Source organism: Kineococcus radiotolerans SRS30216 = ATCC BAA-149, assembly GCF_000017305.1.
GTDB lineage: Bacteria > Actinomycetota > Actinomycetes > Actinomycetales > Kineococcaceae > Kineococcus > Kineococcus radiotolerans.
Genome location: NC_009664.2, coordinates 4,252,541 through 4,278,426 on the forward strand (window position 1 = coordinate 4,252,541; position 25,886 = coordinate 4,278,426).

Annotated in this window: 21 protein-coding genes; 12 read left to right on the plus strand and 9 right to left on the minus strand. The window is 75.2% G+C overall.

Translation table 11 applies throughout. The features are described from left to right. The first annotated feature begins 5 nt into the window (after positions 1–5). The 6 genes from KRAD_RS20315 to KRAD_RS20340 are packed head-to-tail and all read left to right on the plus strand — an operon-like array spanning position 6 to position 6,912. Positions 6–941 (plus strand): ABC transporter permease, encoded by a 936-nt coding sequence (locus KRAD_RS20315; protein ID WP_041292266.1) that lies wholly within the window; start codon positions 6–8, stop codon positions 939–941. Then, the gene (locus tag KRAD_RS20320; protein WP_012087541.1) at positions 938–1,873 is read left to right on the plus strand and encodes an ABC transporter permease; all 936 of its coding nucleotides are present in this window, start codon (positions 938–940) and stop codon (positions 1,871–1,873) included. Before KRAD_RS20315 ends, KRAD_RS20320 begins: the two co-directional genes overlap by 4 nt. Beyond that, positions 1,870–3,597, plus strand: coding sequence for a dipeptide ABC transporter ATP-binding protein (locus tag KRAD_RS20325; RefSeq protein WP_012087542.1), 1,728 nt, complete (start codon positions 1,870–1,872; stop codon positions 3,595–3,597). Before KRAD_RS20320 ends, KRAD_RS20325 begins: the two co-directional genes overlap by 4 nt. Further along, positions 3,594–4,811, plus strand: a complete 1,218-nt coding sequence (locus KRAD_RS20330; RefSeq protein ID WP_012087543.1) for a putative FMN-dependent luciferase-like monooxygenase — start codon at positions 3,594–3,596, stop codon at positions 4,809–4,811. The genes KRAD_RS20325 and KRAD_RS20330 overlap by 4 nt, the downstream gene beginning before the upstream one ends. Next, entirely contained in the window at positions 4,808–6,226 is a 1,419-nt protein-coding gene (locus tag KRAD_RS20335; RefSeq protein WP_012087544.1) for an alkylhydroperoxidase domain protein, read from the plus strand. The genes KRAD_RS20330 and KRAD_RS20335 overlap by 4 nt, the downstream gene beginning before the upstream one ends. Then, a complete protein-coding gene (locus tag KRAD_RS20340; protein ID WP_012087545.1) occupies positions 6,223–6,912 on the plus strand; it encodes a VOC family protein in 690 nt (229 codons plus the stop codon). The genes KRAD_RS20335 and KRAD_RS20340 overlap by 4 nt, the downstream gene beginning before the upstream one ends. A gap of 126 nt (positions 6,913–7,038) precedes the next feature. Here the strand turns inward: KRAD_RS20340 and KRAD_RS20345 are convergent, their stop codons facing one another. Next, positions 7,039–7,662 carry a TetR/AcrR family transcriptional regulator gene (locus tag KRAD_RS20345; RefSeq protein WP_012087546.1) on the minus strand — a complete coding sequence of 208 codons (624 nt, stop codon included), beginning with the start codon at positions 7,660–7,662 and terminating at the stop codon, positions 7,039–7,041. Positions 7,663–7,776: 114 nt separating this feature from the next. Between KRAD_RS20345 and KRAD_RS20350 the strand changes: the two genes are divergently transcribed. Together KRAD_RS20350 and KRAD_RS24650 are read left to right on the plus strand one after the other, a co-directional pair. Beyond that, a complete protein-coding gene (locus KRAD_RS20350) occupies positions 7,777–9,789 on the plus strand; it encodes a glycoside hydrolase family 3 protein (RefSeq protein WP_012087547.1) in 2,013 nt (670 codons plus the stop codon). 240 nt (positions 9,790–10,029) lie between these two features. After that, positions 10,030–12,045, plus strand: coding sequence for a diguanylate cyclase domain-containing protein (locus tag KRAD_RS24650; protein WP_157873672.1), 2,016 nt, complete (start codon positions 10,030–10,032; stop codon positions 12,043–12,045). On the opposite strand, the gene KRAD_RS20360 is transcribed toward KRAD_RS24650, so the two are convergent. Further along, positions 12,033–12,866 carry an SDR family NAD(P)-dependent oxidoreductase gene (locus KRAD_RS20360; protein ID WP_012087550.1) on the minus strand — a complete coding sequence of 278 codons (834 nt, stop codon included), beginning with the start codon at positions 12,864–12,866 and terminating at the stop codon, positions 12,033–12,035. The two genes, KRAD_RS24650 and KRAD_RS20360, sit on opposite strands and share 13 nt — an antisense overlap. A gap of 294 nt (positions 12,867–13,160) precedes the next feature. Between KRAD_RS20360 and KRAD_RS20365 the strand changes: the two genes are divergently transcribed. Then, positions 13,161–14,060, plus strand: a complete 900-nt coding sequence (locus tag KRAD_RS20365; protein ID WP_041292267.1) for an AraC family transcriptional regulator — start codon at positions 13,161–13,163, stop codon at positions 14,058–14,060. Between the two features lie 113 nt (positions 14,061–14,173). Here KRAD_RS20365 and KRAD_RS20370 read toward each other — a convergent pair whose 3' ends face one another. The 3 genes from KRAD_RS20370 to KRAD_RS20380 all read right to left on the minus strand — a co-directional run bounded on the left by KRAD_RS20370 (position 14,174) and on the right by KRAD_RS20380 (position 16,534). Next, positions 14,174–15,205: an alpha/beta hydrolase gene (locus tag KRAD_RS20370; protein WP_012087553.1), complete on the minus strand. Its 1,032-nt coding sequence runs from the start codon at positions 15,203–15,205 to the stop codon at positions 14,174–14,176. A 16-nt stretch (positions 15,206–15,221) separates the two neighbouring features. Beyond that, positions 15,222–15,539 carry a putative quinol monooxygenase gene (locus KRAD_RS20375; protein WP_041293614.1) on the minus strand — a complete coding sequence of 106 codons (318 nt, stop codon included), beginning with the start codon at positions 15,537–15,539 and terminating at the stop codon, positions 15,222–15,224. 200 nt (positions 15,540–15,739) lie between these two features. Then, the gene (locus KRAD_RS20380) at positions 15,740–16,534 is read right to left on the minus strand and encodes a MerR family transcriptional regulator (RefSeq protein ID WP_012087555.1); all 795 of its coding nucleotides are present in this window, start codon (positions 16,532–16,534) and stop codon (positions 15,740–15,742) included. Positions 16,535–16,612: 78 nt separating this feature from the next. On the opposite strand from KRAD_RS20380, the gene KRAD_RS20385 reads away from it, so the two are divergent. The 3 genes from KRAD_RS20385 (at position 16,613) to KRAD_RS20395 (ending at position 19,220) form a co-directional block, all read left to right on the plus strand. Further along, positions 16,613–16,972, plus strand: coding sequence for a nuclear transport factor 2 family protein (locus KRAD_RS20385; RefSeq protein WP_012087556.1), 360 nt, complete (start codon positions 16,613–16,615; stop codon positions 16,970–16,972). 44 nt (positions 16,973–17,016) lie between these two features. Further along, entirely contained in the window at positions 17,017–17,805 is a 789-nt protein-coding gene (locus KRAD_RS20390; RefSeq protein WP_012087557.1) for an SDR family oxidoreductase, read from the plus strand. A 392-nt stretch (positions 17,806–18,197) separates the two neighbouring features. After that, positions 18,198–19,220: an Lsr2 family DNA-binding protein gene (locus KRAD_RS20395; protein ID WP_012087559.1), complete on the plus strand. Its 1,023-nt coding sequence runs from the start codon at positions 18,198–18,200 to the stop codon at positions 19,218–19,220. A gap of 375 nt (positions 19,221–19,595) precedes the next feature. Here KRAD_RS20395 and KRAD_RS20400 read toward each other — a convergent pair whose 3' ends face one another. The 4 genes from KRAD_RS20400 to KRAD_RS20415 form a co-directional block, all read right to left on the minus strand. Then, the gene (locus tag KRAD_RS20400) at positions 19,596–20,345 is read right to left on the minus strand and encodes an alpha/beta fold hydrolase (protein ID WP_012087560.1); all 750 of its coding nucleotides are present in this window, start codon (positions 20,343–20,345) and stop codon (positions 19,596–19,598) included. 134 nt (positions 20,346–20,479) lie between these two features. Next, positions 20,480–23,158 (minus strand): ATP-binding protein, encoded by a 2,679-nt coding sequence (locus KRAD_RS20405; RefSeq protein WP_012087561.1) that lies wholly within the window; start codon positions 23,156–23,158, stop codon positions 20,480–20,482. Positions 23,159–23,330: 172 nt separating this feature from the next. Further along, positions 23,331–24,146 carry an alpha/beta fold hydrolase gene (locus KRAD_RS20410; RefSeq protein WP_012087562.1) on the minus strand — a complete coding sequence of 272 codons (816 nt, stop codon included), beginning with the start codon at positions 24,144–24,146 and terminating at the stop codon, positions 23,331–23,333. Further along, on the minus strand, positions 24,143–25,720 hold the full coding sequence (locus KRAD_RS20415; protein ID WP_012087563.1) for a GMC family oxidoreductase: 1,578 nt from the start codon (positions 25,718–25,720) through the stop codon (positions 24,143–24,145). Before KRAD_RS20415 ends, KRAD_RS20410 begins: the two co-directional genes overlap by 4 nt. Positions 25,721–25,886: the final 166 nt, after the last annotated feature.

The following is a 25,886-nucleotide window of genomic DNA, read 5'->3' on the forward strand; positions in this document are numbered from 1 at the left end:
GCGCCGTGACCTACGTGGCCCGGCGCGCCGGGCAGGCCGTCGTCGTCCTGGTCCTGGCCTACGCCCTGACCTTCGTCCTGCTGGCCGCCCTGCCCGGGGACGCGGTCCTGGCCCGGTACGGCAGTCCCGAGCTGGGGCTGTCCCCGGAGCAGTTGGCCGACATCCGCGCCGCCTACGGGGCCGACCGGCCCCTGCCGGTGCGCTTCGCGGAGTCGGCCTGGGCGTTCCTGGGCGGGGACCTGGGGTACTCGGTGCAGAGCGGCGCCGCGGTCGCGACCCTGCTCGCCGCCGCCCTGCCCTCCACCCTCGTCCTGGCCGCGCTCGGACTGGCTCTCGCCCTGCTGCTCGCGGTGACGATCGCGGTGCTCGCCACGCACGGCCGGGGCCGGTGGCTGCGCAGGCTCTTCCAGAGCCTGCCCCCGCTGTTCGTGTCCCTGCCCGTCTTCTGGATCGGGATCCTGCTCATCCAGGTCCTCTCCTTCCGCCTGGGGCTGGTGCCCGTCATCGGTGCGGGGCCGGTGCAGGCGCTGATCCTGCCCGTGGCGACGATCGCGGTACCCATCGCGGCGCCGCTGGCGCAGGTCCTGATGCGCAGCATCGACGACGTGGAGCAGATGCCGTTCGTCTCCGTGGTGCGCGCCCGCGGCGCCAGCCCGTCGTGGCTGCTGCGGCACGACGTCAGCCGCAACGCCGTCCTGCCGGCGCTGACGATGGCCGGTCTGCTGTTCGGGGAACTGGTCGGGGGCGCGGTGGTCACCGAGTCCGTCTTCGGGCGCGCCGGGATCGGGCAGCTCACCGCCCAGGCCGTCGCCAACCGCGACACCCCCGTGCTCCTGGCCGTGGTGGTCCTCTCCACGGTGGCCTACGTGGTCATCAACCTCCTCGTCGACCTGCTCTACCCCGTGCTGGACGCGCGCCTGCGCAGAGGAGGAGCCCGATGAGCGCTCACACCCGGGTGCCCGGTGCCCACCCCGGCAGCGACCCGACCCGGGTTCCCGCCGCGGGCCCGGGCGGCGGCGCCACCAGCGGCCCGGACGGCGGCCCGGACCGCGGCTCCGTCGGTTCCCCCCCGTTGCGGCGGGCACGGGCCCGACTGGGGATCGTCGTCCCGGCCCTGATCGTCCTGCTCGTGCTGCTGTGGGCGCTGCTGCCCGGGCTGTTCGCCCCCGGTAGCCCCACCGCCTCGGTCGCACCGTCGCTGCAGGCCCCCAGCGGGGAGCACTGGTTCGGCACCGACGCCACCGGGCGCGACGTGTTCACCCGCGTCGTCCACGGCGCCTCGCACTCCATCCTCGGCGCCGTCGTCGCGGTGCTCGTCGGGTTCGTCGTCGGCACCCTGCTCGGGGTCCTGGCCGGATCGCTGGGCGGTCCCCTCGACGACGTCCTCATGCGCCTGGTCGACGTCCTGCTCGCCATCCCCGGGTTGCTGCTCTCCCTCAGCGTCGTCATCCTCCTCGGCTTCGGCACCACCAACGCCGCCATCGCCGTCGGCGTCACCTCCATCGCCGTCTTCGCCCGCCTCGCCCGCGCCGAGGTCGTGCGCGTGCGGGTCAGCGAGTACGTCGAAGCCGCCTACGGCTCCGGGGGCACCTTCCTCGCCGTCCTGCGCCGCCACGTCCTGCCGAACTCCCTCACCCCCGTCGTGGCCCTGGCCGCGCTGCAGTTCGGTTCCGCGATCCTGCAGATCTCCACCCTCGGCTTCCTCGGCTACGGCGCTCCGCCGCCGACGCCGGAGTGGGGGCTGCTCATCGCCGAGGGACGCAACTACGTCGCCACCGCCTGGTGGCTCACCGTCTTGCCCGGTGTCGTGGTCGTCGCCGTCGTCCTCGCCACCAACCGCCTCAGTCGATCGATCCGGAGCGTGCCGGCATGAGCGCCCTGCTGAGCGTGCAGGACCTGCGCGTGGACTACACCACCTCGCGCGGCCCGGTCCGCGCCGTGGACGGGGTGTCCTTCACCGTCCACCCCGGGCAGACCACCGCTCTCGTCGGGGAATCCGGTTCGGGCAAGTCCAGCCTCGCCCAAGCCGTCATCGGTCTGCTCCCCGGCAACGGTTCCGTCACCGGTGGGCGCATCGACCTGCGCGGCAGCGACCTGCTGGGCCTGACCGAGCGCGAGTGGCGCGCCGTGCGGGGACGCCGCATCGGGCTCGTCCCGCAGGACCCGGGGAACTCCCTGAACCCCGTCGTCACCGTCGGGGCCAGCGTGGAGGCGAGCCTGCGCATCCACGGCTCGCGGGAGCGACGCGCGAACCGGGCCCGGGTGCTGGACCTGCTCGAACGCGTCGGCATCGACGACCCCGCCCGCCGGGCCCGGCAGTACCCGCACGAGTTGTCCGGGGGGATGCGTCAACGCGTCCTGATCGCCGCCGCCATCGCCCTGCAGCCCGAGCTGATCATCGCCGACGAGCCCACCAGCGCTCTCGACGTCACCGTCCAGGCCCGCGTCCTGGACCTGCTCGACGACCTGCGCGTCGGTACCGGCGCGGGGATGCTGCTCATCACCCACGACCTCGCCGTGGCCGCCGAACGCTCCGACGCGCTCGTCGTCCTGCGCCGGGGGACGGTCCAGGAGGCGGGCCCGACCGTGGAGGTGCTGGCCCACCCCCGAGCGGCCTACACCCGTGCCCTCCTCGCCGACGCGCCCTCGCTCGCCCGGGTCGTCGACCGGGCTCCCGTCCTGTCGGTGGCCGGTGCGGCCGGCCGTGCTGGTGACGGCGTTGCCGGCGGTGGGGCGGGGGGTCCGGCCGAGCGGCCCCTGGTGCAGGTCGAGGGCCTGCGGCAGGAGTTCCGCCGCCGCGGAGCCGGCCCCCTCCTCGCCGTCGACGGCGTCTCCTTCACCGTCGCCCGCGGCACCACGCACGCCATCGTGGGGGAGTCCGGGTCGGGGAAGACCACCACCGGGCGGGCGCTGGCCGGTTTCGGCCGGCCCACCGCAGGCTCCGTCCGCGTCGGTGACACCGACGTCACCGCTCTGGGGTCGCGCCCGACGTCGAGAGCGGCTCGCGCCTTCCGCCGCACGACGCAGCTGGTGCACCAGAACCCCTACGCCTCCCTGGACCCGAGGCTCAGCGTCGGAGCGATCATCGCCGAGCCGCTGCTGAACTTCGGTCTCGGGAACGCCGACGAGCGCCGGGCGAAGGTCGCCCACCAGCTCGACGTCGTCGGGTTGCCCGCCGAGGTCGCGACCCGGCGAGCGCGGGAACTGTCGGGCGGGCAGCGCCAACGGGTGGCCATCGCCCGCGCCCTCGTCCTCGAACCCGACCTCGTCGTCTTCGACGAGGCGGTGTCCGCCCTCGACGTGAGCGTCCAGGCCCAGGTGCTGCGCCTGCTGGCCCGGCTGCAGGCCGACCTCGGCCTGACCTACGTCTTCATCTCCCACGACCTCGCCGTCGTCCGCCAGATCAGCGACACCGTCTCGGTGCTGCACCGCGGCCGCCAGGTCGAGTCCGGGCGCGTGCAGGACGTCTTCGGCGATCCCCGGCAGGCGTACACGCGTGAGCTGCTCGCCGCCGTCCCGGGGACGGCGCGTCCCCGCCCCGGCCGCACCCCGGTCCCGCCAGCCCGCCACGACCCGCACGAGGAGGCGCGCTCGTGACCACCCCGCCGGCGACCCCACCGACGTCCCCCGTCTCGACGACGTCCCCCGACCCGGCCACGGCGAGCGCGACGACGGGGAGCGGACCGCGGCTGGGGTTCTTCACCCGGCTCCTCGAGGACGCACCCGCCCCCGACCGGTACCGCTTCGCCCTGGAACAGGTCCAGCACGCCGAACGCGTCGGTTTCACCTCCGCCTGGGTCGCCCAGCACCACTTCGGGGAGCACGAGGGCGGTCTGCCCTCCCCGTTCGTCCTGCTCGCCGCGGCCGCGGAGCGCACCACGCGGATCGGCCTGGGCACCGGCGTCGTCACCCTGCCCATCGACGACCCCGTCCGGGCCGCCGAGGACGCCGCCGTCCTCGACGCCCTCAGCGGCGGACGCGTCCAGCTCGGTGTCGCCTCCGGGGGGACCGACTCCTCCTTCGCGCCCTTCGCCCGCGAGGTCATCGACCGCCGCGAACTCTTCGAGGACCACCTCGCCGTCTTCCTCGAAACCCTGGAGGGACACGGCATCCGCGGCAGCGCCGCGCGCCTCTACCCCGCCGCGGGCACCCTCGCCGGACGCGTGTGGCAGGGCACCTTCTCCGCCGCCGGGGGAGCGCGAGCCGGAGCTCGCGGTCACGGCGTGATGCTGTCGCGGACCCAGCCGCGCCCGGCGGCGAACCCCCGCGCAGCCCTGCACGAGGTGCAGCTGCCCATCGTCGCGGCCTACCGCGACGCCCTGCCGGTTCGAGCGCCGTACCGGGTCCTCGCCTCACGCACCGCCCTCGTCGTCGACGAGGACGACCGCGGCCGCGCTCTGGACCTCGCCCGGGACGGGCTGCGCCGTCTGGCGAGCACGTTCATCGGTGCCGACGCCGGCGACCTCGGCATCGACGACCTCATCGCCCTCACCGACACCCACGTCGGCACCCCCGAGGAGGTCACCGCCTCCCTGGCCGCCGACCACACCCTCCGCCTCGCCACGGACGTCACCTTCCAGGTCCACTCGATCGCCGCCACCCACGAACTCACCCTGCGCAGCCTCGAACTGCTCGCCACCGAGGTCGCCCCCCGGCTGGGGCTGGCCACCGGCGCAGCCGCTTCCACCGCCCTGCACCGGGCGCACCGGACCGACCGGGCGAACCGGGCCCGGGCGGGCCTGCACGACCACCTCGCCACCGGTGAGCACCGCGTCGACGCCCTCGCCCCCACCCCCGGAGGAAACGCATGAGCACCACCACGCAGACCACTCCCCGAACCACCCCCGATCCCGAGACCGAGCGCGCCCCCGCCGCCGAGGGGTTCTCCGGGGAACCCGCCGGGGAAGCTGTCGTCGACGTCATCGACCTGCTCGCCGGTACCACCCCCGACAGCCCGCTCTCCCGCACCCGCGCCCAACGGCCCCGGGCCCGCGAGAACGCCCAACGCAGCTTCGAGGCCCTCCTGGAACCCGCCGACCCCGGCTCGTTCAGCCACACCGAGCGCTACGCCGTCGCCACCTTCACCGCCCACCTGCACCGCTTCGAGCACGCCGCCCGCTTCTACGCCGACGTCCTCTCCGACACCGCTCCCCACCTCCTCGACCCGATCCACCACGCCGCCCGCGACGCCGCCTCCACCGGACCCGCCGGCACCTACCGGGAACCCGGCCTCAGCGCCGAGAGCGTCCCCACCACCGCCTGGACGCCGTCCCCGGCGCTCGCGGCGCAGCTGGGTCCGCGGCTGAGTGCGGCCCTCACCCACACCCACCTGCTGGTCTTCCGCCCGCGCGAAGCTGGCCCCGCGGCCCTGCGGGACCTGCTCCGCGCGGGGTGGAGCGCGGACCACGTGGTCAGCCTCTCCCAGCTCGTGGCCTTCCTGACCTTCCAGCTGCGCACCGCGTGGGGTCTCGCCGTCCTGCGTTCCCCCCACCACCACGAGGCGGGACGGGGGGTGAGCGGAACGACCCGCCACGAACCGACCGGATCGGGCGAGCCGGCGGGCCCGCAGCCCGGTGCGCACGACCACGGACCCCAGACGCACCTCGACCTCGTCACCGAGCACCCCGACCTGCACCGCCCCGAGAGGTTCACCCAGCAGAGCCTGGGGTGGGTGCCTTGGCTGGAACCCGTCGCCGAGGACGACCTCACCGACGCCCAACGGGAAGCGCTCGTCGAACCGGCCCGCGCGAAGATGCCCTACTTCCGGCTGCTGGCCCGGGACCCCGACGCGCTGCGCGCCCGCACCCTCACCGACCTGGACATCTTCTTCAACACCACCGGCGGGATCGGCCGCGCCGAGCGCGAACTCGCCGCCGCAGCCACCTCCCGCCGCAACGGCTGCGTCTTCTGCGCCCACGTCCACGCCGCCGCCGCCACCCGCGAATCCGGACGCGGTCAGGACGTGCAGCGCCTCCTCGACGACGGCCCGTCCGCCGACCTGGGCGACGAGCGGTGGAACGCGATCGTGGCCGCCTCCGTGCACCTGGCCGACACCCCCCTCGCCTTCAACGGCGACGACGTCGACCGGCTGCGCTCCGCGGGCCTGGACGACACCGCGATCGTCGACGTCGTCAACGGCGCGGCGTTCTTCAACTGGGCGAACCGGCTGATGCTCTCCCTCGGCGAACCCGAGGTACCCGCCTCCCGCCGGCGCGAACCGGCATGAGCATCCCCACCCTGCTCGACCACGTCGTCATCGCCGGCCCCGACCTGGGCGAGCTCGTCGACTGGTTCGCCGCCGCCACCGGCGTCACCGCGACCCCCGGCGGGGTGCACCCCGGCACCGGCACCGCCAACGCCCTCGTCGCGTTGACCGTCGACGGTGAGCGTCGCCCGCACTACGTCGAGCTCATCGCCCCCGACCCCCGCGCCGCGGTGGAGGCGACCGGGTTCGGCATCCCCGGGCTGACCGGACCGCGCCTCGTCACCTACGCGATCCACCCCGCCGACCTCGACGCCGTCGTCGCCGGTTCCCGCGAGCGCGGCTACGACCCCGGCCCCGTCGAAACCCTCTCCCGCCGCACGCCGGACGGGACGCTGCTGCGGTGGCGGCTGACCCACTCCCGCCCGGACCGTCCCGACGTGCCCTTCCTCATCGACTGGGGCGGCACCCCGCAACCGGGGTTCACCGTCGACGCGACCCTGGAACTGCTCGACCTCACCCACGTCGGTACCGGCGCCGCGACGAACCGGGCGCTGACGGCGCTCGGGCTGCCTCCCGGCGCGGTGGCTGCGTCCGCCGCTCCGGCCGTCGACGCCGCCACCGGCGAGGCTCCCGGTGGTGCGGCGGCGGGCTACGCGCTGCGGGTGCGAGGCACCGACGGGTCGACCGTGGTCATCGGAGCGACCTGAGCCGCGCCTCGTCCGCTCGGACGCGGTCGACCACCCGACGGCGAGGGTCGACCACGGCCCTGGACGACGTGGTGGGGGAGGGGGCGACCTCCACACCCCGTGGTGACCTCGCGCGGCGCCGCGGGCTCAGGACAGGTCCAGGGTCGTCACCGACGTCAGGTGGGCGCGCACGTCGGCGACCATGTCGATCCGCTTGCCGGAGAGCAGCCACTGCACCTGCAGACCGTCCATGAGCGCGACCAGCCCCCGGGCGCAGCGTTCCGGGTCGACGCCCTCCCGCAGCCGCCCCCGGGCGCGCAACTCCGCGAAGACCTGCGCGGTGCGCCCGACGATGCCCGCGTAGCGCTCCTGGAAGTAGGCGTGGGCGGGGTGGTCGGGCGACGTGGCCTCCGCCGACAGGGTGCAGTGCAGCTCGACGAGTCCGGGGGTCGCCTGGTTGCTCCCCAGCAGCTGCAGCAGCGTCCGCAGGTGCGACTCCGGTCCCGCCTCGTCCACGTCGAACAGCGCCCGGTCGCGTTCCCCGCGGGCCTGCAGCACCGCGGCGAGCAGCACGTCCTTGGTCGGGAAGTGGTACGTCAGCCCCTGCTGGGAGATGCCGATGCGGTCGGCGATCTCGCGCAGCGAGGCGTTGCGGTACCCGGAGGCCGCGAAGACCGTCAGCGCCGCGTCCAGGATCTCCCGCCGCCGCAGCGCCGACTTGGCGTACTCGCCCCGCCCGGCGCGGGAGCGGCTGGTGTCGGTGGTCGGCACGCGACCACCTTCCCACAGCCCTCCAATTTCTGGCCTTGGTGAGAAATTCGTGTACGGTGCCCGTGCCCGGCACCGCCGCCGGGCAGCGATGCCCCGCAGGTTCGAAGGAGAATCATGGACGGACACCCCCGCACCCCCCGCCCCTCCCGGTCCCGCCGCCGCGTCTCGCGGGCCGCCGCCGCGCTCGCCGGGCTCGTCGCCGTCACGATCGGCGGCACGACCACCTCCAGCGCGACCCCGGCCGCACCCCCCGGGCGGGCCGGCGATCAGCCGGTGCTGTCCACCCGCGGCGTCGAGCTCCTGCGGATCGGCGGGCTGCAGTTCCGCGACCTGGACCGCGACGGCCGGCTCACCCCCTACGAGGACTGGCGGCTGAGCCCCGCCCAGCGCGCCGACGACCTGCTCGGGCGCCTCGACCTCGCCCAGCGCGCCGGTCTGCTCGTCCACGGCAACCTAGCCTCCTCGGGCACGACCTACGACGTCGCCGCGACCGTGCGCGACGTCGCCGACCGCCACGTCACCACCTTCATCACCCGGCTGTCGGCCGAACCCGCCCAGATCGCCGAGGCGAACAACCTGGTGCAGCTCATCGCCGAGCAGCAGCCGCTGGCCATCCCCGTGCTCGTCTCCAGCGACCCCCGCAACGGTTTCTCCGAGACCGAGGGGCAGACCGTCGCCGGCGAAGGCACCACCTCGCTGCCGGACCCGACCGGGCTCAGCGCCGCGGGCGACCCCGACCTCACCCGTCGCGTCGGCGACGTCGTGCGCCAGGAGTTCCGCGCCATGGGCATCGCCGAGCTCCTCGGGCCGCAGGCGGACCTGGCCACCGAGCCGCGCTGGACGCGCATCGACGGGACCTTCGGCTCCGACGCGGCGACGGCCCGCGATCAGGTCGGCGCCTACGTCGACGGGGTCCAGGGCGGCACCGCCGGCCTGGACCGCGACAGCGTGGCCACCGTCACCAAGCACTGGGCCGGCTACGGCGCCCAGGTGGACGGCTACGACTCCCACTACCACTACGGCCGCTACGCCGCGTTCCCCGGCGGGAACTTCGAGGAGCACCTCCTCCCCTACGACGGCGCCTTCGCCGCGGGCACCGCCGGCATCATGCCGACCTACTCGATCCTGCAGGGTCTGCAGCGCGAAGGACACGACGTCGAGCAGGTCGGCGCCGGTTTCAACTCCTACCTCCTGCAGGACGTCCTGCGCGGGGAGAAGGGCTTCGACGGCGTCGTCCTCTCGGACTGGGGCATCACCGGGGACTGCCCGCAGGAGTGCCTGGACAACCGCCCGCCGAACCGCTTCGTCGGGTCCTGGGGGGTGGGCATGCCCTGGGGGATGGAGGACGCCACCCGCACCGAGCGCTTCGCGAAGGCGCTGAACGCAGGTGTGGACCAGATCGGCGGGGACTCCGACTCCACGCAGGTCGTGGCCGCCGTGGAGCAGGGGCTGCTCAGCGCCGACCGCGTCGCGCAGGCCGCCCACCGCGTCCTCGTGCAGAAGTTCCAGCTCGGGTTGTTCGAGAACCCCTTCGTGGACCCCGCCACCGCCGACCGGATCGCCGGCAACGCCCGCTTCCAGCGGATCGGTGACGAGGCGCAGGAGAAGTCCCTGACCCTGCTGCAGAACACCGACGACCTGCTGCCCGTCAGCCGCGCTTCCGTCCGCACCGTCTACCTGGCCGGTGTCGACCCCGCCGTGGCGAGGAGCAGGGGCCTGGCGGTGACCGACGACCCGGCGGAGGCCGACCTCGCGATCGTCCGCATCGCCGACCCGCGTTCCGGAACCGACCTCACCGGCCTCGAACCGACCGAGGAGCAGGAGGACGTGCGCCTGCTGCAGGCCGCGGCCGCGGCCGGAACCCCGACCGTCGCCGTCCCCAAGCTCGCTCGCCCGCTGATCCTGACCGGCGTCGTCGCCACCGCCGACGCCGTCCTCGCCAACTACGGGGTGTCCGACGAGGTGCTGCTCGACACCGTCCTCGGCCGGCGCGCGCCCGGCGGGCGGCTGCCGTTCGAGCTGCCCTCCTCCACGGCTGCGGTCGAGGCGCAGCTGCCCGACGTGGCCGACGACTCCGCCGACCCGCTCTTCGCCCGCGGCGCGGGTCTGTCCTACGACCGGCGCTGACCGCCCCACCCCGGCGCGTTCCCCCGGACCCGGGGGGACGCGCCGGGCTCCACGGTCGTCGTGGGAACCGCTCCTCCCCACGAGGCTCCCGGGGTCCTCCTCGCCAGCCGCCGGCTGCGGCCGGCGGGAGCCACCCCGCGACGTGGGACTTCTGGACCTCATGTCCACGATCGGGACTGCCGATGAGGCCGTGTGGACGTGAGCTCGCCGGCGGAGAGGCATCGGCGCCCGCGGGTGGGCATGGTGATCAACCGTGTCGAGGACTACTCCCTGCGTGTCATCGACGGCCTGCGCGAGGTCCTCGGCGCCGGCGGTGCCTCGTTGCTCGTCCTGATCCACCCGTCCGCGGGCCCGGGGGACGGGCGGTGGCTGCAGCGTCTGGTGGCGGCGGGAACCGTCGACGCCGTCGTGCTCAGCGCGGTCACCGAGCCCGCCACCGGTGCTTCCGCCGTCCAGGGGCTGGTCGAGCAGGCCCGAGGTGTCCCGGTGGTCAGCCTGTGCGCCCAGCCCACGGTTCCCGAGGTCCCGAGCGTCTGCGCGGACGGCGCCGCCGGCGTCCACAGCGTCGCGGCGCACCTGCTCGACGGGACGGGGCGGGTGCACCCGCTGGTGGTGAGCGGCCCCGCCGACAACGCCGACGCGCTGGAGCGGGAGACCGCCTTCGCCGAGGCGGTGGCGCAGCGCGGTCTGGAACTGCCGCCGGGGAGCCTGGTGCGTGCGGGCTTCGACCGCGACAGCGCCTACCGGCGCACCCTCGAGGTGCTGGAGGCGGGGCTTCCGGTGGACGCCGTCTTCGCGGCGAACGACGAGATGGCCCTGGGCGTCATGGACGCCCTGGCGGCCCGCGGGTTCCGCGTGCCCGAGGACGTCACCGTGGCCGGCTTCGACGACACCGTCGCCGGGAGCACCGCCCCGATCCCCCTGACCAGCGTCGACCAGCAGTTGGAGGCGCAGGGACGGCGAGCAGCGCACCTGGTGCTCGCCCTGCTCGCGGGGGAGCAGGTACCCGCGGGGACCAGGACGGCGTGCGGACTCGTCGTCCGCGCCTCCTCCAGCGCGTCCCTCGACGCGGTCGTGCGGGACGAGGAGGTGGACGGACGGGCGCGGGACGCCGCCCTGAGCGCGTCGCTGCACCACGCGCGGACCGAGTTGCTGCTGACCCAGCAGCTCCTGGGCACCAGCCGGGCCCTGGCGAACGCGCTCACCGAGGGGGACGTCGTCGGGGAGCTGGGCGCGTGGCTGCCGCGGCTCGCGGTTCGACGGGCGTTCCTGGTGCGCGTCCGCGCCGGATCGGCGCACCTGCTGGGCTCCTGGGGTGCCACCGGGACCTCCGCCGGCCCCGTCGGCCTGCTCGACGACAGCTACCCCGCCGCTCGACTGCTCCCGAGTGCCCTGCAGGACGAGCTCTCCCGCGGGGCCCTGGTGGTGCGGCACCTGGAACTCGGCGCGGGGGAGGCGGCGGTCCTGCTGTACGAGCAGGCGCAGTTCGACCGCCACACCGGCGAGGCGTTGCCGCAGGACGTCGCGCGGGCCCTGACGGCGGTGCGGCGCACCCGGGAGTCCACCGACCACGCCGCCGAGCTGGAGCGCCTGGTGGCCGAGCGCACCGCGCAGCTGCAGGCCGAGGTGGGGGACCGCCGCGCGGCCCAGGAGGAGCTCAGCCGGGTCAACGCCGGGCTGCAGCGCGCCCTGCTGACCGACGGCCTGACGGGTCTCGCGAACCGTCCCGGTCTCGATGCGGCGCTGGCGGACGCGTGGCGCGAGCACGCGCGCAGCGGGGCGCCGCTCAGCGTGCTGGTCTGCGACATCGACCACTTCAAGGCCTACAACGACGCCGCCGGGCACCTCGCCGGCGACCGCTGCCTGCGCGAGGTGGCCGCAGCGCTGGCCTCGTCGGTGCGTGGGCCCCACGACACCGTCGCGCGCTACGGCGGTGAGGAGTTCTCCATCGTCCTCCCCGCCACCGGTCCCGACGTGGCTCGGCGGGTGGCGGACAGGGTCATGGAACGCATCCGTGGAGCGGCGCTGCCCCACCCGGGGCTGCGCACCGGCGCCGTGGTCTCGATCAGCATCGGGGTGGCGTCCGTCGTGCGGGGAGGTGGGGACGTCCGCGACGGCCTGGACGTGGTGGACGTCCTCCACGCCGCCGACGCGGCGCTGTACCGGGCCAAGGCGCTGGGCCGGGCGCGCGTGGAGGTCGCTGCACCGCTGAGCGCGTGCCGGGCCGGGGCCGGGGGTGGTGCTCAGAGGTCGTAGCCACCGGAGACGTCGATGTCCTGCCCGGTGATCCACCCGGCCTGCTCGGAGAGCAGGAAGGCGATGACCCTGCCGACGTCCGCGCCCTCGCCGATGCGGCCCAGGGCGGTGTTCTCGGCCAGCGGCGCGATGAGCTCGGGGTGGCGGGCGAACGCGTCGCCGCCCAGGCGGGTGCGGGTGGGGCCCGGCGCGACCGTGTTGACCCGGATGCCGCGGGTTCCGAGTTCCTTGGCCAGGTAGCGGCTCCACACCACGACCGCGCCCTTGAACGCGGCGTAGGCGGAGAAACCGGGGGTCATGCCGAAGGGGCGGGTCGAGCTGCTGCTGACGTTGACGATGGAGGCGCCGTCCGCCAGCAGGGGCAGCAAGGCCTGGGTGAGGAAGAACGGGCCCTTGAAGAGGACGTCGCCGAGCTCGTCGAGGGCGTCCTCGCTCGTGTCCGCGAACGCGGCCGGGCGGGAGGAGCCGGCGTTGTTGACCAGCCCGGTCAGGTGCGCGGAGTGCCAGGTGTCCTGCAGGGTCCGCGCGACCTGCTCGGCGAAGGCGGGGAAGGTCCCGGTCCGGGCGGTGTCCAGGGGCAGGGCGACGGCGGTTCCGCCGATCTCCTCGATCTGCCGGACGGTCCTCCCGGCGCCGTCGGGGTTGCCGCGGTAGGTCAGGACGACGCCGGAACCTCCCCGGGCGACCTCGAGGGCGGCGCTCTGGCCGATGCCGGAGCTGGCGCCGGTGACGAGCGTGATGGGCGCGGCGTCGGCACCGGGTGCGACGTCGGGTGCCGCGGTGGGTGTGGTGGTGGGTGTGGTGGTGGGGGTGGTGGACACGGGTCCTCCTGGTGGTGGGGGCTGAGGGTTTCGGGTGTCGGCAGTGCGTGGGGCGGTGCCACGCTCAGGGGTCGCGGTCACGAGCGGGGTGGGGGACGGGCCGCGATCGAGGGGGGCACGTACCCCCGGGCGCCCGCTCGCGGCGCTGGTTCCAGTGAAGCGGCGCGGTGGCGGTCGTCCTAGACGATTGCTCGCCGGTCCTTGCACGATCCTGCTCCGCTGCGGACGAGCGCGGGTGGGTGGCGTGCTCGGCGGGGTGCCCAGGAGCGTCGGGCGGGTGGTTCACTGACGGGCATGAGCCTCGCTGAGCTGCGGCAGCTGATCACGCGCCACGCCAGCCCCGCCACCACGACGGCCATCGAGGGCGTCCACGCCGCCCGGACGACCACTCCTGCGGCCCCGGCCGCCTCGATGGACGGCGCCGTGCTCGCCGTCATCGCCCAGGGCGAGAAGACGCTGGTCCTCGACGACCGCGAGCTGCGCTACGGCGCGGGGCAGTACGTCGTGGCCTCCCTGGACCTGCCGGTCACCGGGCAGTTCACCGGGGCGAGCGAGGCGGAGCCGGCCCTGGGTTTCGGACTGGCGCTGAAGCCGGCGCTCATCGCCGAGCTGCTGCTGCACCCCGCAGCGCGTGAGCTGCCCGGCACCGGACGGGGTGCGGCGGCACCCTTCGCCCTGACCATCGGCGACGCGGGCTCCGATCTCCTCGACGCGGTGGTGCGGATGCTGCGCCTGCTGGAACGCCCCCGCGACCGGGTGGTGCTGGCCCCGCTCATCGAGCGGGAGATCCTGTGGCTGCTGATCACCGGGCCGCACGGGGAAGCCGTGCGCCAGTTGGGGCTGGCCGACAGCAGCTTGTCCAACGTCGCCCGCGCGGTGCGCTGGCTGCGCGAGCACTACGCGCAGCCGCTGCGGGTGCAGGAGCTGGCGCAGGTGGCCGCGATGAGCCCGTCGGCGTTCCACCGCGCCTTCGCCGCGGTCACGTCCATGAGCCCGATCCAGTTCCAGAAGCGGATCCGGCTGCAGCAGGCGCGGCTGCGGCTGCTGACCGATCCGGCGGACGTCGCCGGGGCCGGTCACGCGGTCGGCTACGAGAGCGCTTCGCAGTTCAGCCGCGAGTACCGCCGGCTGTTCGGGTTGCCGCCGGGGCAGGACGCGACGCGCTTGCGCACCGAGGCCTACGCCGGAGCGTGAGGACGGCGTTCCGGCGCTCCGAGCGGTTCCGCACCGGCGAGTTCGTGCCGGCGAGTTCGTGCCGGCGGGTTCCGCACCGGCGGGCCGGCGTCGGCCGGGCCCGCGCCGCGGTCTCACGCCCCGGGTCGCAGCACCCGCTGCAGCCAGTGCGATCGCGCCGCCCGGGCGGCGCGGGAGAGGCGAGCCCGGGGGAAGAGCGCGTCGAAGCCGTGGAACCCGCCCGCCCACACGTGCAGCTCCACCTGCCCACCGGCGGCCCAGATGCGGCCGGCGTACTCCACGTCCTCGTCGCGGAAGAGTTCCGCGGAGCCGGCGTCGACGTAGGTGCTCGGCAGGCCGGAGAGGTCGGCGGCCAGCGCGGGGGAGACGTGGGCCGTCACCACCCGTCCACCGGGTGCCCCGTCCCGGACCAGGGGGGCCAGCACGCTGGCCCACGCGAAGTCGTTGGCCCGACGGTTCCAGGTGCTGGGCCCGTCCTCCTGCCGGCTGGAGACGGTGACGCCGCGGTGGTCCAGCATCGGGCAGATCAGCACCTGCGCGGCGATGGCCGGACCGCCCAGGTCGCGCGCCATCAGGCTGACGCCCGCCGCCAGGCCGCCGCCGGCGCTGGTGCCGGCCACCACCACGCGTGCCGGGTCCACGCCGAGCTCCTCGGCGTGCTCGAGCACCCACCGCAGCCCGGCGTAGCCGTCCTCCACGGCGGTGCTGCCCCCGGCCTCGGGCGCCAGGCGGTAGTCGACGGTGACGACGACCGCTCCCAGCTCCTCCAGCCACTCCAAGGGGATGTCGATCTGCGAGAAGCGGTCCCCCATGACCATCCCGCCCCCGTGCAACCACAGCACGCACGGCGCCTGCGGGGCCACCGCCGCACCGGGCGGCCTGGACGGGCTGAGCACCGTCACCGGCAGCTGGTGACCGTCGCGGGCGGTCGCCGACGTCTCCCGCCGGTCGACGGCACGCCCCACCAGCAGCGGCTCGAGGGGGGTGCAGGCGTAGGGGCGCAGCAGGGCCAGCGTGTCCGCTCCCAGCGCGGGCGCGGCGGGCAGCTCGGCGAGCAGGGCGGCCAGCTCGGGGTCCAGCGCGGGTCGCGGGCCGGGCGCTGCGCCTTCCGCCGCGCTCGTCCACGCGGCCGGTGCGGTGTCCACCGTCAGCCCGCCCACCTCAGAGCACCGCCTTGCCGCGCACCGGCACCAGGTCGGTCGATGCGGCGTCTGCGGCCAGCAGCTCGGCGAAGCCGGCGACGATCGCCGCGGCAGCGGGGGTGGCGAAGACGCGGTGGTGCTCCTCCTCGCTGCTCCAGCCCTCCGCCACGTGCACGACGTCGGGGTCGGAGGCCGAGCGGCTGACGACGTAGAGCAGGCAGTGCTCGCTGGAGGCGGGGTTCCCCGGCTCCAGCCCGCTGAGGAGGAGGTCGACGACCCGGTCGCCCAGGCCGGGCTTGGCGGTCATGGTGCTGGTGAACCCGTAGGTGATGGTCATGCCCTCCATCCAGCCAGCACCGGCGCCCGCGTCCTAGACCGTTCGTCGCTCCTGCTTGCCTGATCCTGCTCGCCCCGGGGTGGGGCGACGGCGGCGGGTCCGGTTTGCGAGCGCGTCGGTGGGCGGCTCGGGTCGAGCGCTCCGCCGCGGCTGACCGTCGCGCTCCACGAGGTTCTCGACCTGCGGGTCCACCGGTCCCCTCAGGTCACGCGGAACACCGGCCACCCGATCTCGGTGCGCCAGGCGGCCGGATCGCTCACGTCCCGGGGGCCGACGCGGTAGACCTCCCGCACGGGCCCCGCCACCGACATCGCGTTCTCCACCACCCACGCACCGAGCTCGCCGTAGGTGACGTCCACGCCGTCGTGCTCGCCGACGTGGGTGGTCACCGCCAGTTCCGCAGGCGGCAGGGTGACGGCGTGCACCCGCCCCGTGCGCGGGGGACTGGCGGTCGGCAGGTAGACCAGCGCGCGGCCGCGACCCTCCTCGAAGAGGGCGTCGTCGTAGGTGCCCCCCGGCGGTCCGGTCACGCCGGCGCCCACGGCCGCCTCCAGCTCGGCCATCGCCCCGGCGAACCACGCCTCGACGTCGCCGTGTCCGATCACGGCCTCGACCGCGGCGACCTCGCGGGCGGGTTCGGCGCGCAGTTCCACCTCGATCGACGCGGGGTCGGGCTGGAGGAGGCGGCGCAGCGAGGTGACCGCGGCCCGGGTGCGGTCGAGCTCGGCCTCCAGGCGCTGGAGGTGACCCGCGACCAGGGTCGACCGGACGCCGGGGTCCGGCGTCCGCAGGATCCGCTGCACGTCGCTCAAGGGGACGTCGAGCTCGCGGAGGCGGTTGATGACCTGGGCGGTGGGGATCTGCTCGACGGAGTAGTAGCGGTAGCCGGTCGCCTCGTCCACGACGGCCGGCTCGAGCAGTTCCCCCTCGTGGTAGCGGCGCAGGGTCCGCACGCTCAGGTGGGTCAGGCGGGAGAACTCCCCGATGGTCAGCACGCGTCCAGTGTGGAGGCTCCCCCTGGGGGAGGGTCCAGCTCTTGACCCTCCTGCGCCGCGAGGCCGCACGGTGACGGCATGACACGCACCGACCTCCACTCCGATGCCCTCCCGAGCACCGTCCGCGGCTTCCTCGCGGCCGGCACCGTGCACGACGCCGACACGGCCTCCTCGTTCCTCACCGCCGACGTCGTGGTCGTCGACCAGGACGAGACCTTCCGGGGCCGCGACGAGGTCCACGCCTTCCTGCGCGACGCCGGTTCCGAGTTCGAGTACACCACCGAGCAGACCGGCGCCCGCCGCGTCGACGACGACCACTGGGTGGTGACCCTGCGCCTGGAGGGCACCTTCCCCGGCGGCGTCGCCGAGCTGGACTACCGGTTCACGCTGCGCGCGGGCCTGATCGCCGAGCTCGTCATCGCCAACCACGAGGCCTGAGCACCGCACCGCACCGCAGATCACCAGAGGGAAGAGGAAGAAGATTGTCCAGCCAGGAACGCGACCGCCTCGACGGTCGCCGCGCGCTCGTCACGGGCGGGTCGAGGGGTTCGGGCGGGGCCGTCGTCACCCGCCTGCGGGAGATGGGCGCGGACGTGTGGACCACGGCGCGGACGATGCCCGAGGGGTACGACCGCCCCGACCGGTTCATCGCAGCGGACACCTCGACCGTCGAGGGTGCACAGCGCGTGGCGGACCGCATCACCGAGGAGGTCGGCGCGCTCGACGTCCTCGTGCACGTCGTCGGGGGCGCCTCCACACCGCCGGGCGGGTTCGCGGTCATCACCGAGGAGCAATGGCTGACCGAACTGAACCTGAACCTCCTCGGTGCCGTGCGGCTCGACCGGGCCCTCCTGCCGGCGATGGCCGGGGCCGGATCGGGTGTGGTGCTGCACTTCACCTCGATCCAGCGGGAACTACCGCAGTACGACGCGTCGCTGGCGTACGCGGCGGCCAAGGCGGCGCTGCGCACGTACAGCAAGGGCCTCGCCAACGAGCTCGCGCCGCGCGGCGTCCGCGTCAACACCGTCAGCCCCGGCGGCATCGAGACCGAGGCCTACGAGCGGTTCGTGGACCGGATCGCCGAGGGCAACGGGCTCACGCGGCAGGCCGCCAAGCAGAGCATCCACGACTCCCTGGGCGGGGTTCCCCTGGGGCGGTTCGCGCAGCCGGAGGAGATCGCCGACCTGGTCGGCTTCCTCGTGTCGGACCGCGCCTCGGCCATCGTGGGTGCGGAGTACGTGATCGACGGCGGCACGGTTCCCACCGTCTGAGTCGGCACCCGGGGGTCGAGCGGCCACCCCTACCGCGGGCGGCAGGGGCCGTGACCGGACCGCGTGGGCGGTGACCACGCTTCCACCTCCTCGCGGCTACCGGCCCTTCCGGGCGGATTCCTCCGAGGCGCCGCCGTGGGTGCCGTCGATCCGCCGGGAGGTGACGGTGGATGAGCTCGCCGACGGAACCCGCCTGCGCCCCTCTCCGCCGTACGCGGGGTGCGGACGGCGGCTGATGCGGAACCAGCGCGATCGACGCACCGGTAGGACCTTCGTGGCCGGCTCGTGGGGTCGAGCGGCGGTACCTCTTGCGCCCGGTGATCATTCTGCGTTCACTGAACACGAGGAACTCCCCCCGCGATCGATCCGTCCACGAGAACCGGAGCACCGCCATGGCCAGAGCTGACCACGCCGTCTCGCTGAACATGCCCGCCGCGATCACCGTCGGCTCCCGCCTCGTGGAGGTGCCCGTCCGCCGCAACGGCCGTCGCGTCGGGGTGCTGAGCATCAGCGACAAGGGGGTGCAGTGGAACCCCTCGACCACCCGTCCACCGGTCCACGTCGGTTGGGAGGACCTGCCCACCGCCTTGGCGTCGGCGGCCACCTCGTCCAGCACCTCGGCCACCTCCGCGGCTACCACGCAGGCATCGGCGACCAGTTCGTCGAGGTCCACCGCCCGCGCCGCGGCTCCTGGCTCCCGCGAGAAGGCTGCCGCCAAACCGTCGCGTGGCGCCGGCGCGCCCGTCGAGACGGCATCGGCGGGCGAGAGGGGGGACGACGAGACAGCAGCGGAGCGGCCGCGCACCGTGGGCGGGAGCACTGCCCGCCGCAAGACCGCCGGGGCCGCACGACGAGCCGGCGGCCGCACCGAGACCGCCGCGAGCGAGGTCAGCGCCGTGGCCGACACGTCGGCCGCCGACACCTCGGCCCCGGCGGCCGGTGCGCCACCGGCGACCGACCCCACCCTCGACGCCGGCACCGGTACCGGCACGGGGGCGGGGGACAGCACGCACGTGCCGGGGCAGCAGCCGCTACCCCTCGACGGGCTCGACACCCCCGGCTCCACCGACGGTTCCCCCGAGCCCGACACGCGGATCGGCACCGGATCCGACGCCACGACCCCTGTGGCCACGACGGCCGCTGAGCCGGCAGGCCGCGAGGCCGCAGCCCGCAAGGCCGCGGCGCGCAAGAGCGCGAAGAAGGCGCCGCCGCGTCAGGCGGGGGAGCCGGCCGCCCGGGAGGTGACCTCAGCTCCCGCCCGGGCCGGCAACGTCACCGTTCCCGGCGCCGGCGCGGACACGACCCCGCTGGATGCGCGGGCGGTGCGGCAGTGGGCCGCGGCTCACGGCATCACCGTTCCCCCGCGCGGGCCGCTGAGCACCCGCGTGCGCGAGCAGTACCTGGCCGCCCAGTGACCGGCGTTCCGCGTCCGGGGTGATGCGGGGTGGGTGGCTGCGCGCGGGTGCGCAGCCACCTCGCCGTCACCTGCGGCCTGAGCGAGCGGTGACCGGTGCTCGCCCGTCCCCGCGCTCGTCGCTGCCACGCACTCCCAGGGCCGGAGCGCAGTTCGTGGCGCTGCTGTGGAAGCGGCGCCGCCTGCGTCAGGACGTCGACGCCGTCGTCGCCGGCCCCGCGAGCAGCCTGCACCCGCGCGAGAACGTTCCCGAGGGCCTCAGCGCGCACCGGCGCTGGTCGGTGTTCCCACCAGCCGCGGCAGCGTCGCGGTCACCGGTCGGTGAGGTCCTCACCGACTGGCGGGTGACCGTTCCCTCGACGCCCGGCGCAGCGGTTCACCCGGCCGTCGCGCGGGCCGCCTCGACGATCAGGTCGACGACCGCACCGGGACGGGAGACGGCGACCGCGTGGGAGGCGTCGACCTCGACGATCCGGGACCGGGCCCGCCGGGCCATGAAGGTCTGCGCCTCGGCCGGAACCGCGAGGTCCTCCCGGGTGACCAGGGTCCACGACGGGATCGTCCGCCAGGCCGCCGCCGTGGCCTTCTCCGCGAGCGCTTCGCTGGTGATGGGCCGCTGGGTCGCGGCCATCAGCTCGGCGACCTCCGGGGCGACGTCGGCGGCGAACACGGCCCGGAACCTGTCCGGCTGGATGTAGAGGTCGGTCACCGTGCCGCCGCGCCCGTCGCTCACGGGGACGGGGTCCAGCGCGGGTCCCAGCTCGTTGCCGGGGAACTTCCCCGCCAGCTCGCCGGTGCTCTCCCCCTCCTCCAGCAGGAAGCTGCCCACGTAGACCAGCGCCCGCACGCCGGAGTGCCCGTCGGCCGCCACGCTCACCACCGAGCCGCCGTAGGAGTGGCCGACCACCACCACCGGACCGCGGACCCGGTCCAGGAGGCTGCGCAGCTGGAGGGCGTCATCACCCAGGCCCCGCAGCGGGTTGGCCGCGGCGATGACCGGGTAGCCGTCGATCCGCAGCTGCTCGATCACCCCGTTCCAGCTCGCGGACTCGGCGAAGGCGCCGTGCACGAGCACCACGGTGGGTTTCTCCTCGGGCGTCGCGCCCGTGTGGTCGTCGGTGGTCATCGTCGTCCCTCTCGATCCGCAGCGACCGGGAGGACCGGTTCGGCCGCCCTCTGCGCTGGTGGGTCGAACCTAGGGAGCGACGCTCCCTCCCCGCGTACGTCGGATGACGGTCCCGCCGACGGTGGGCCGCCCGGTCACCGACCGAGCGCGGCCCGCAGGGCCACCCGCGAGGTGATGCCCAGCTTCGGGAAGATCCGGTGCAGGTGCGTGCCGACCGTCCGGTGCGAGAGGTACAGGCGCGCGCCGATCTCCCGGTTGGTGAGGCCCTCCGCGGCGAGCTGCGCGACGAGCAGCTCCTGGGGGCTCAGCTGCTCGCGCGCTTCCGGGGTGCGCGGCCGGCTCTGCTCCCCGGAGGCGCGCAGCTCCTGCCGCGCGCGGTCGCCCCAGGCCGCGGCGCCCAGCGCGTCGAGCGCGTCGCGCGCGGCCCGCAGCGGGGCGCGGGACTCCGCCGCCCGGCGCTGCCTCCGCAACCAGGCGCCGTGAGCCAGGTGCAGCCGGGCGCGGGCGAAGGGCCAGGAGCTCAGGTCGGCCGCCAGGGCCGCGGCGAACAGCTCCTCGGCCTCGTCCTCGGGGGCCAGGAGGGCGCGGCCGTACCGCAGCCCGAGGTGCAGCGGGGCCGAGGGCGTGAGCGCCGCGAGCGCCTCGAGGTCGGCCAGGAGCGGCTCGACCTCCGCGCGGTGCCCGCTCTGGACGGCCGCCTCCACGAGGTCGCCGACGCTGAAGCTGTGCACCACGGGGTGGTAGGCGGGGTCGGTGGGGTCCGACAGCCGGACCAGCGCGTCCCAGGCCTCCTCGTGCCGTCCCTGGTTGAGCGCGACCGCGCCCCGGGCGAACTGCACCACCGCCAGGACACCGTTCGACTCGACCTGCAGCCCGAGCCGGGCTGCCTCGACGAGGCGCTCCTCGACGTCCTCCGCGCTGCGGAGCGCGGAGACCGCCGCCTGGACCACGAGGGCGATGGCCCGCACCAGCGGCTGCTCGGTGTCGGCGGCGAGCCGGACGGCCTCGTCGGCAGCCGTGGCGGCCAGGTCGAACCGGCCGACGTTGAGCGCGTTCCAGGACTGCACCATCAGGACCCGGCCCAGCAGCCCGAGCCGGCCGTCGGCGCGGAGACCCGGCACCGCCGACGTCAGCAGCTCCACGGAGAGCGGCAGGTCACCCACGACGCTCGCCGCCATGCCGGCGGCGTGCGTCCGTTCCGGGTCGAGCGGGCCGGAGGAGTGGGCGCGCAGCCGCTCGTGGAGCACCGCGCCGCGCTCGAGGGGCGCCGCGTAGCTGACGACCTCGAGCGCGAGCACGTCGTCCGGGTCGAGGGCCTGCTCGACGACCTCGAGGACGCGGGCGCGCGTCGAGCCGCTGGCCCCGGCCCACATGCACCGCAGCGCCGCGGCGTGCAGGAACAGCAGCGCCTGGTCGGTGCGGCCGTCGGCGGCGGCCGCGGCGGCGACCTCGGTGAGCCTGCGGGTGCCCGCACCCTGGATGCCCTCCTCGGACCTCTCCCGGATCACCGTCATCCGGATGAGTTCCCGGGCGGGCGCGCCGAGGGCCGCGGTCTCCTGGAGGAGGCGGTCGACGACGTCGGGTCGCCCCCACTCGAACGCGAGCTCGGCCGCCCGCAGGTAGCGCCGCGTCCGCTGGACCGGGTCCGCGCTGAGCCGGGCGGCGCGCTCCACCGCCGCCTGCGCCGCCGCCACGCCCCCGCGGCGCTGCGCACGGGCACCGGCCTCCTCCAGCTCGGCGGCCAGCGCGTCGTCCGGCGCGTCGGCAGCGGCGGCCCGGTGCCAGACCTGCCGGTCGGGTTCGGGCAACGTCCGTGCCAGCGCGAGGTGGGCACGCTGCCGCTCGGGCAGGGTGGCCTGCTGGCGGATCGCGTGGCGGACCAGGGGGTGGCGGAAGGTCAACGTGCCGCCGTCGGCGGCCACCAGCCCGACCTCGGTGGCCGGGACCAGGGCCTCCACGGTCACCGGGTGGCCGCGGAGGGCGGCCGCCGCGGCCAGGGACTCCCCCAGAGCCCTCTCCTCCTCCAGCGCGGCGACGAGCAGCAGGTCCCGGGTGACGCCGGGCAGCCCGGGGAGCCGGGCCGCGAAGGCGTGCTCCAGCCGCGCGGTCAGCGTCGGGGGGGCGAAGTCGTCCTGCGGGCCCTCCAGGGGGAGTTCCACCAGCGCGAGGGGGTTTCCCGCGGCCACGTCCAGCAGGCGCCCCCGGGCGATCGGGTCGAGCTGCGGTGCCCGGCGCGCGAGCACCTCCTCGGCGGAGCGACGGTCCAGGCGTTCCAGGTGCTGCTCCTCCAACCCCGGACCGGTGAGGACGGGTGGGAAGTCGTCGCGCTGGGCCGCCACCAGGACCACCGCTTCGGACTCCAGCCGTCGGGCCACGAAGCCGAGGACGTCGGCGCTGGGACGGTCGAGCCAGTGGGCGTCGTCGACCACCAGCACGAGGGGCTGGTCCGCGGCGCTGTCGCTGATCAGGTTCAGCGCCGCGAGGCCGATCAGGAAGAGCTCCGGTGCGGCGTCGTCGGTCATGCGGAACGCCGCCATGAGCGCGCGCCGCTGCGGGGCGGGCAACGCGGGGAGCCGGCCGAACAGCGACCGGACCAGCTGGTGGAGGCCGGCGAAGGGGAGGGTCGTCTCGGACTCCACGCCGCTCGCGCGCAGCACCCGCAGCCCGCGCTGAGCGGCGGCTCCGCACGCGAGGTGCAGGAGGGCCGACTTGCCGATCCCGGCCTCGCCGCGGACGAGGACGGCGGCACCGCGGCGCTGGACGTCGTCCATCAGCCGGTCGAGCGCGTCGATCTCCGCGTCCCGGCCCACCACGCCGACCACCGTCACCCCCGCGCCCCCCCACGCCCACCACCGTCCGGCTGCCGCGAGGCACGGCCGCCGCGACGACGGTCAGGGTAGTGCGCGTGGACGTGGGTGGGGCACGTCCCGAACCCGGGGCGGGGCCGGGTCCGGGGGTTCCGCGTCGAGGTCCGCGGGCGCGCGTTCAGTCCCAGCCGGGGAGGATCTCCACCAGCGTCGCCGGACGAGCCAGGTGCGGGAAGTGCCCGCTCCCCGGCAGGACCGTGGTCGCGGCCGAGGGCAGGACCGTCCGCAACCACCGGACGTACCCCGGGGGCAGCGGGGCGCGGCTGACGTGGTGGTAGCCGGTCCCGTTCTCCCGCAACGCGGTGAGCTCGTCCGTGCGCTGCTGGCGGAGATCCTCCGGCGACTCCTCGAGGACCTCCCTCCAGTACCCGAGCAGCAGGTCCTGGCGCGGCGTCGAGCGCAGCAGCGCCCGCAGCGGCGGGCTGAGGTCCTCGAGGCCCATCCCGTCGAGGAGTTCCGTCCAGACGCTCAGGTGGTCCGGTCCGCGCAGCACGGGTTCCCGCGAGCGCAGCAGGTCGCCGAAGGGGCCGGGCAGCAGCGGCTGGTCGATGTTCAGCACCGCCCGCGCGGGATGGCGCGCCGCGTACGCGGTGGCCAGCACGGCCCCGATGGAGTGGCCCACCAGCACCGGCGCGTCCACGCCCGCCGCCGTGACCGCCTCGTGCAGGACGTCGGCGACCTCGGCCGGGTCGTAGGAGTCGCGCGGTGGCGAGCCGCCGTGCCCGGGCAGGTCGAAGGCCACCGCCCGGCGGCCCGCGAGCGCGTCCACGACCGGGGCCCACGTGCCGCGGTCGAAGGTCAGCCCGTGCAGCAGGACGATCGGGCGCCTGCCGTCGTCGGTCCCCGTGACGTCCGCGACGAGCTCACCGAACCGCACGCCGGTCAGCCCCTCCGCGCGGGTTCCGCGCTGACCGGTGCTCCCCGTCGCGCTCACGCCGACGGCCGCCGGATCAGGTCGGCGGCCTTCTCGCCGATCGCGATCGTCGTGGCGTTCGTGTTGACGGGCGGGATCCGCGGCATGATCGAGGCGTCGGCCACGCGCAGACCGCTCAGGCCGTGCACCCGCAGTTCCGGGTCCACCACGGCCTCGGGGCCGGTGCCCATCGCGCAGGTGCCCACGGGGTGGTAGTACGTGCCGGTGCCGCGGGCGAGGTGCGCGCGCAGCCCCGCCTCGTCCTGCACGCCTGGCCCGGGCAGCACCTCGCGAGCGCGCCACGGCGCGAACGGTGCGGTGGCGGCGATCTCGCGGGCCACCTGCAGGCCCTGGACCATCCGCCGCACGTCGGACTCGGCGCCGAGGTAGTTCGGGTCGATCAGCGGCGGCGTCGCCGGGTCCGGCCCGGCCAGGCGCAGCGAACCGCGCGCCTCGGGCACCGTGGCGACGGCGAGCGTGAAGCTGTTGGCCGGGGCGGACAGGTGCGGCGGGTGGAACGGCACGTGGATGAACATCAGCTGCATGTCCGGGCCGGGGAGGGAGTCGTCGCTGCGCCACAGCATGGAGGTCTCCGCGTGGTTGGTGCGTCCGGCCGGGATCGGCCGCGCGGCTTCGCAGACGACGCCGCACAGCGGGTGGTCGTGCAGGTTGCGCCCCACCCCGGGGAGGTCGTGCACCACGGCCACGCCGGCGGTTCGGAGTTCGTCCGCCGGCCCGATGCCGGACAGCAGCAGCAGGCGGGGCGAGTCCACCGCGCCGGCGCTGAGCACCACCTCGGCGTCGGCGTACGCGGTCCTGAGCTCACCACCGCGTTCGTAGTCCACGCCGACGCAGCGGTCGCCGTCCAGGCGCAGCCGGTGCGCCCTGGCGCCGGTGAGGACGGTCAGGTTCGGCCGGTGCCCCCGCAGCGGGTGCAGGTAGGCGGCCGCGGTGCTCTGCCGGACCCCGCCGGAGATCGACAGGTCGTGCCAGCCGGCGCCCTCACCGCGCGCACCGTTGAAGTCGTCGGTGAGGGGGAAACCCGCCGCGACCGCGCCGTCGAGGAACACCTGCGACAGGGGGTTGGCGTCGGCGGCCGGGGCGGGTGCGGGTCGCAGCGGCCCGTCGGTGCCGCGCAGGACCGGGTCGCGCCCGACGGCGGTCTCCGCGCGCCGGAAGTACGGGAGCACGGAGTCGTGGTCCCAGCCCACGCAGCCGGACTTCGCCCACTGGTCGAAGTCGCTGCGGTGCCCGCGCAGGTGCACCATCGCGTTGATGCTGCTGCTCCCACCGAGGGTGTGGCCTCGCGGCCAGTCGTGGGAGACGCCGCCGGTTCCGGCCTGCGGGACCGTGGCGTAGGCGTAGTCGACCTCGGTGCCCCACAGCGCCGGCCACGCGGGCGGTGAGGCGATCTCCTGCCTGGTGTCGGCCGGGCCCGACTCGAGCAGCAGCACTCGCGCCGCCGGGTCCTCGGACAGCCGCGCGGCGAGCACGCAGCCGGCCGATCCGGCACCGATGACCACGTGGTCGTAGCGGTTGCTCCCCGGCGCGCTCGAACTCCCGGGGGCCGTCGTGCCCCCGTCGTCGACGGTCATCCTCGTCCTCTCGATCCGCAGCGACCGGGACGGGCGGTTCGACCGTCCTCTGCGCTGGCGGGTCGAACCTAGGGAGCGACGCGTCCTCCTCGCGTACGTCGGATGACGGTCCCGCCGACGGTGGGCCGGCCGGTCACGACCGGTCCCGGCCCGCAGGGTCACGCGG

Excerpts from the sequence above, each read along its gene's own strand:
- KRAD_RS20320 (WP_012087541.1), top strand. The coding sequence starts at position 938 with ATGAGCGCTCACACCCGGGTGCCCGGTGCCCACCCCGGCAGCGACCCG.
- KRAD_RS20325 (WP_012087542.1), top strand. The coding sequence starts at position 1,870 with ATGAGCGCCCTGCTGAGCGTGCAGGACCTGCGCGTGGACTACACCACC.
- KRAD_RS20335 (WP_012087544.1), top strand. The coding sequence starts at position 4,808 with ATGAGCACCACCACGCAGACCACTCCCCGAACCACCCCCGATCCCGAG.
- KRAD_RS20340 (WP_012087545.1), top strand. The coding sequence starts at position 6,223 with ATGAGCATCCCCACCCTGCTCGACCACGTCGTCATCGCCGGCCCCGAC.
- KRAD_RS20350 (WP_012087547.1), top strand. The coding sequence starts at position 7,777 with ATGGACGGACACCCCCGCACCCCCCGCCCCTCCCGGTCCCGCCGCCGC.
- KRAD_RS24650 (WP_157873672.1), top strand. The coding sequence starts at position 10,030 with ATGGTGATCAACCGTGTCGAGGACTACTCCCTGCGTGTCATCGACGGC.
- KRAD_RS20365 (WP_041292267.1), top strand. The coding sequence starts at position 13,161 with ATGAGCCTCGCTGAGCTGCGGCAGCTGATCACGCGCCACGCCAGCCCC.
- KRAD_RS20375 (WP_041293614.1), bottom strand. The coding sequence starts at position 15,539 with ATGACCATCACCTACGGGTTCACCAGCACCATGACCGCCAAGCCCGGC.
- KRAD_RS20385 (WP_012087556.1), top strand. The coding sequence starts at position 16,613 with ATGACACGCACCGACCTCCACTCCGATGCCCTCCCGAGCACCGTCCGC.
- KRAD_RS20395 (WP_012087559.1), top strand. The coding sequence starts at position 18,198 with ATGGCCAGAGCTGACCACGCCGTCTCGCTGAACATGCCCGCCGCGATC.
- KRAD_RS20400 (WP_012087560.1), bottom strand. The coding sequence starts at position 20,345 with ATGACCACCGACGACCACACGGGCGCGACGCCCGAGGAGAAACCCACC.
- KRAD_RS20415 (WP_012087563.1), bottom strand. The coding sequence starts at position 25,720 with ATGACCGTCGACGACGGGGGCACGACGGCCCCCGGGAGTTCGAGCGCG.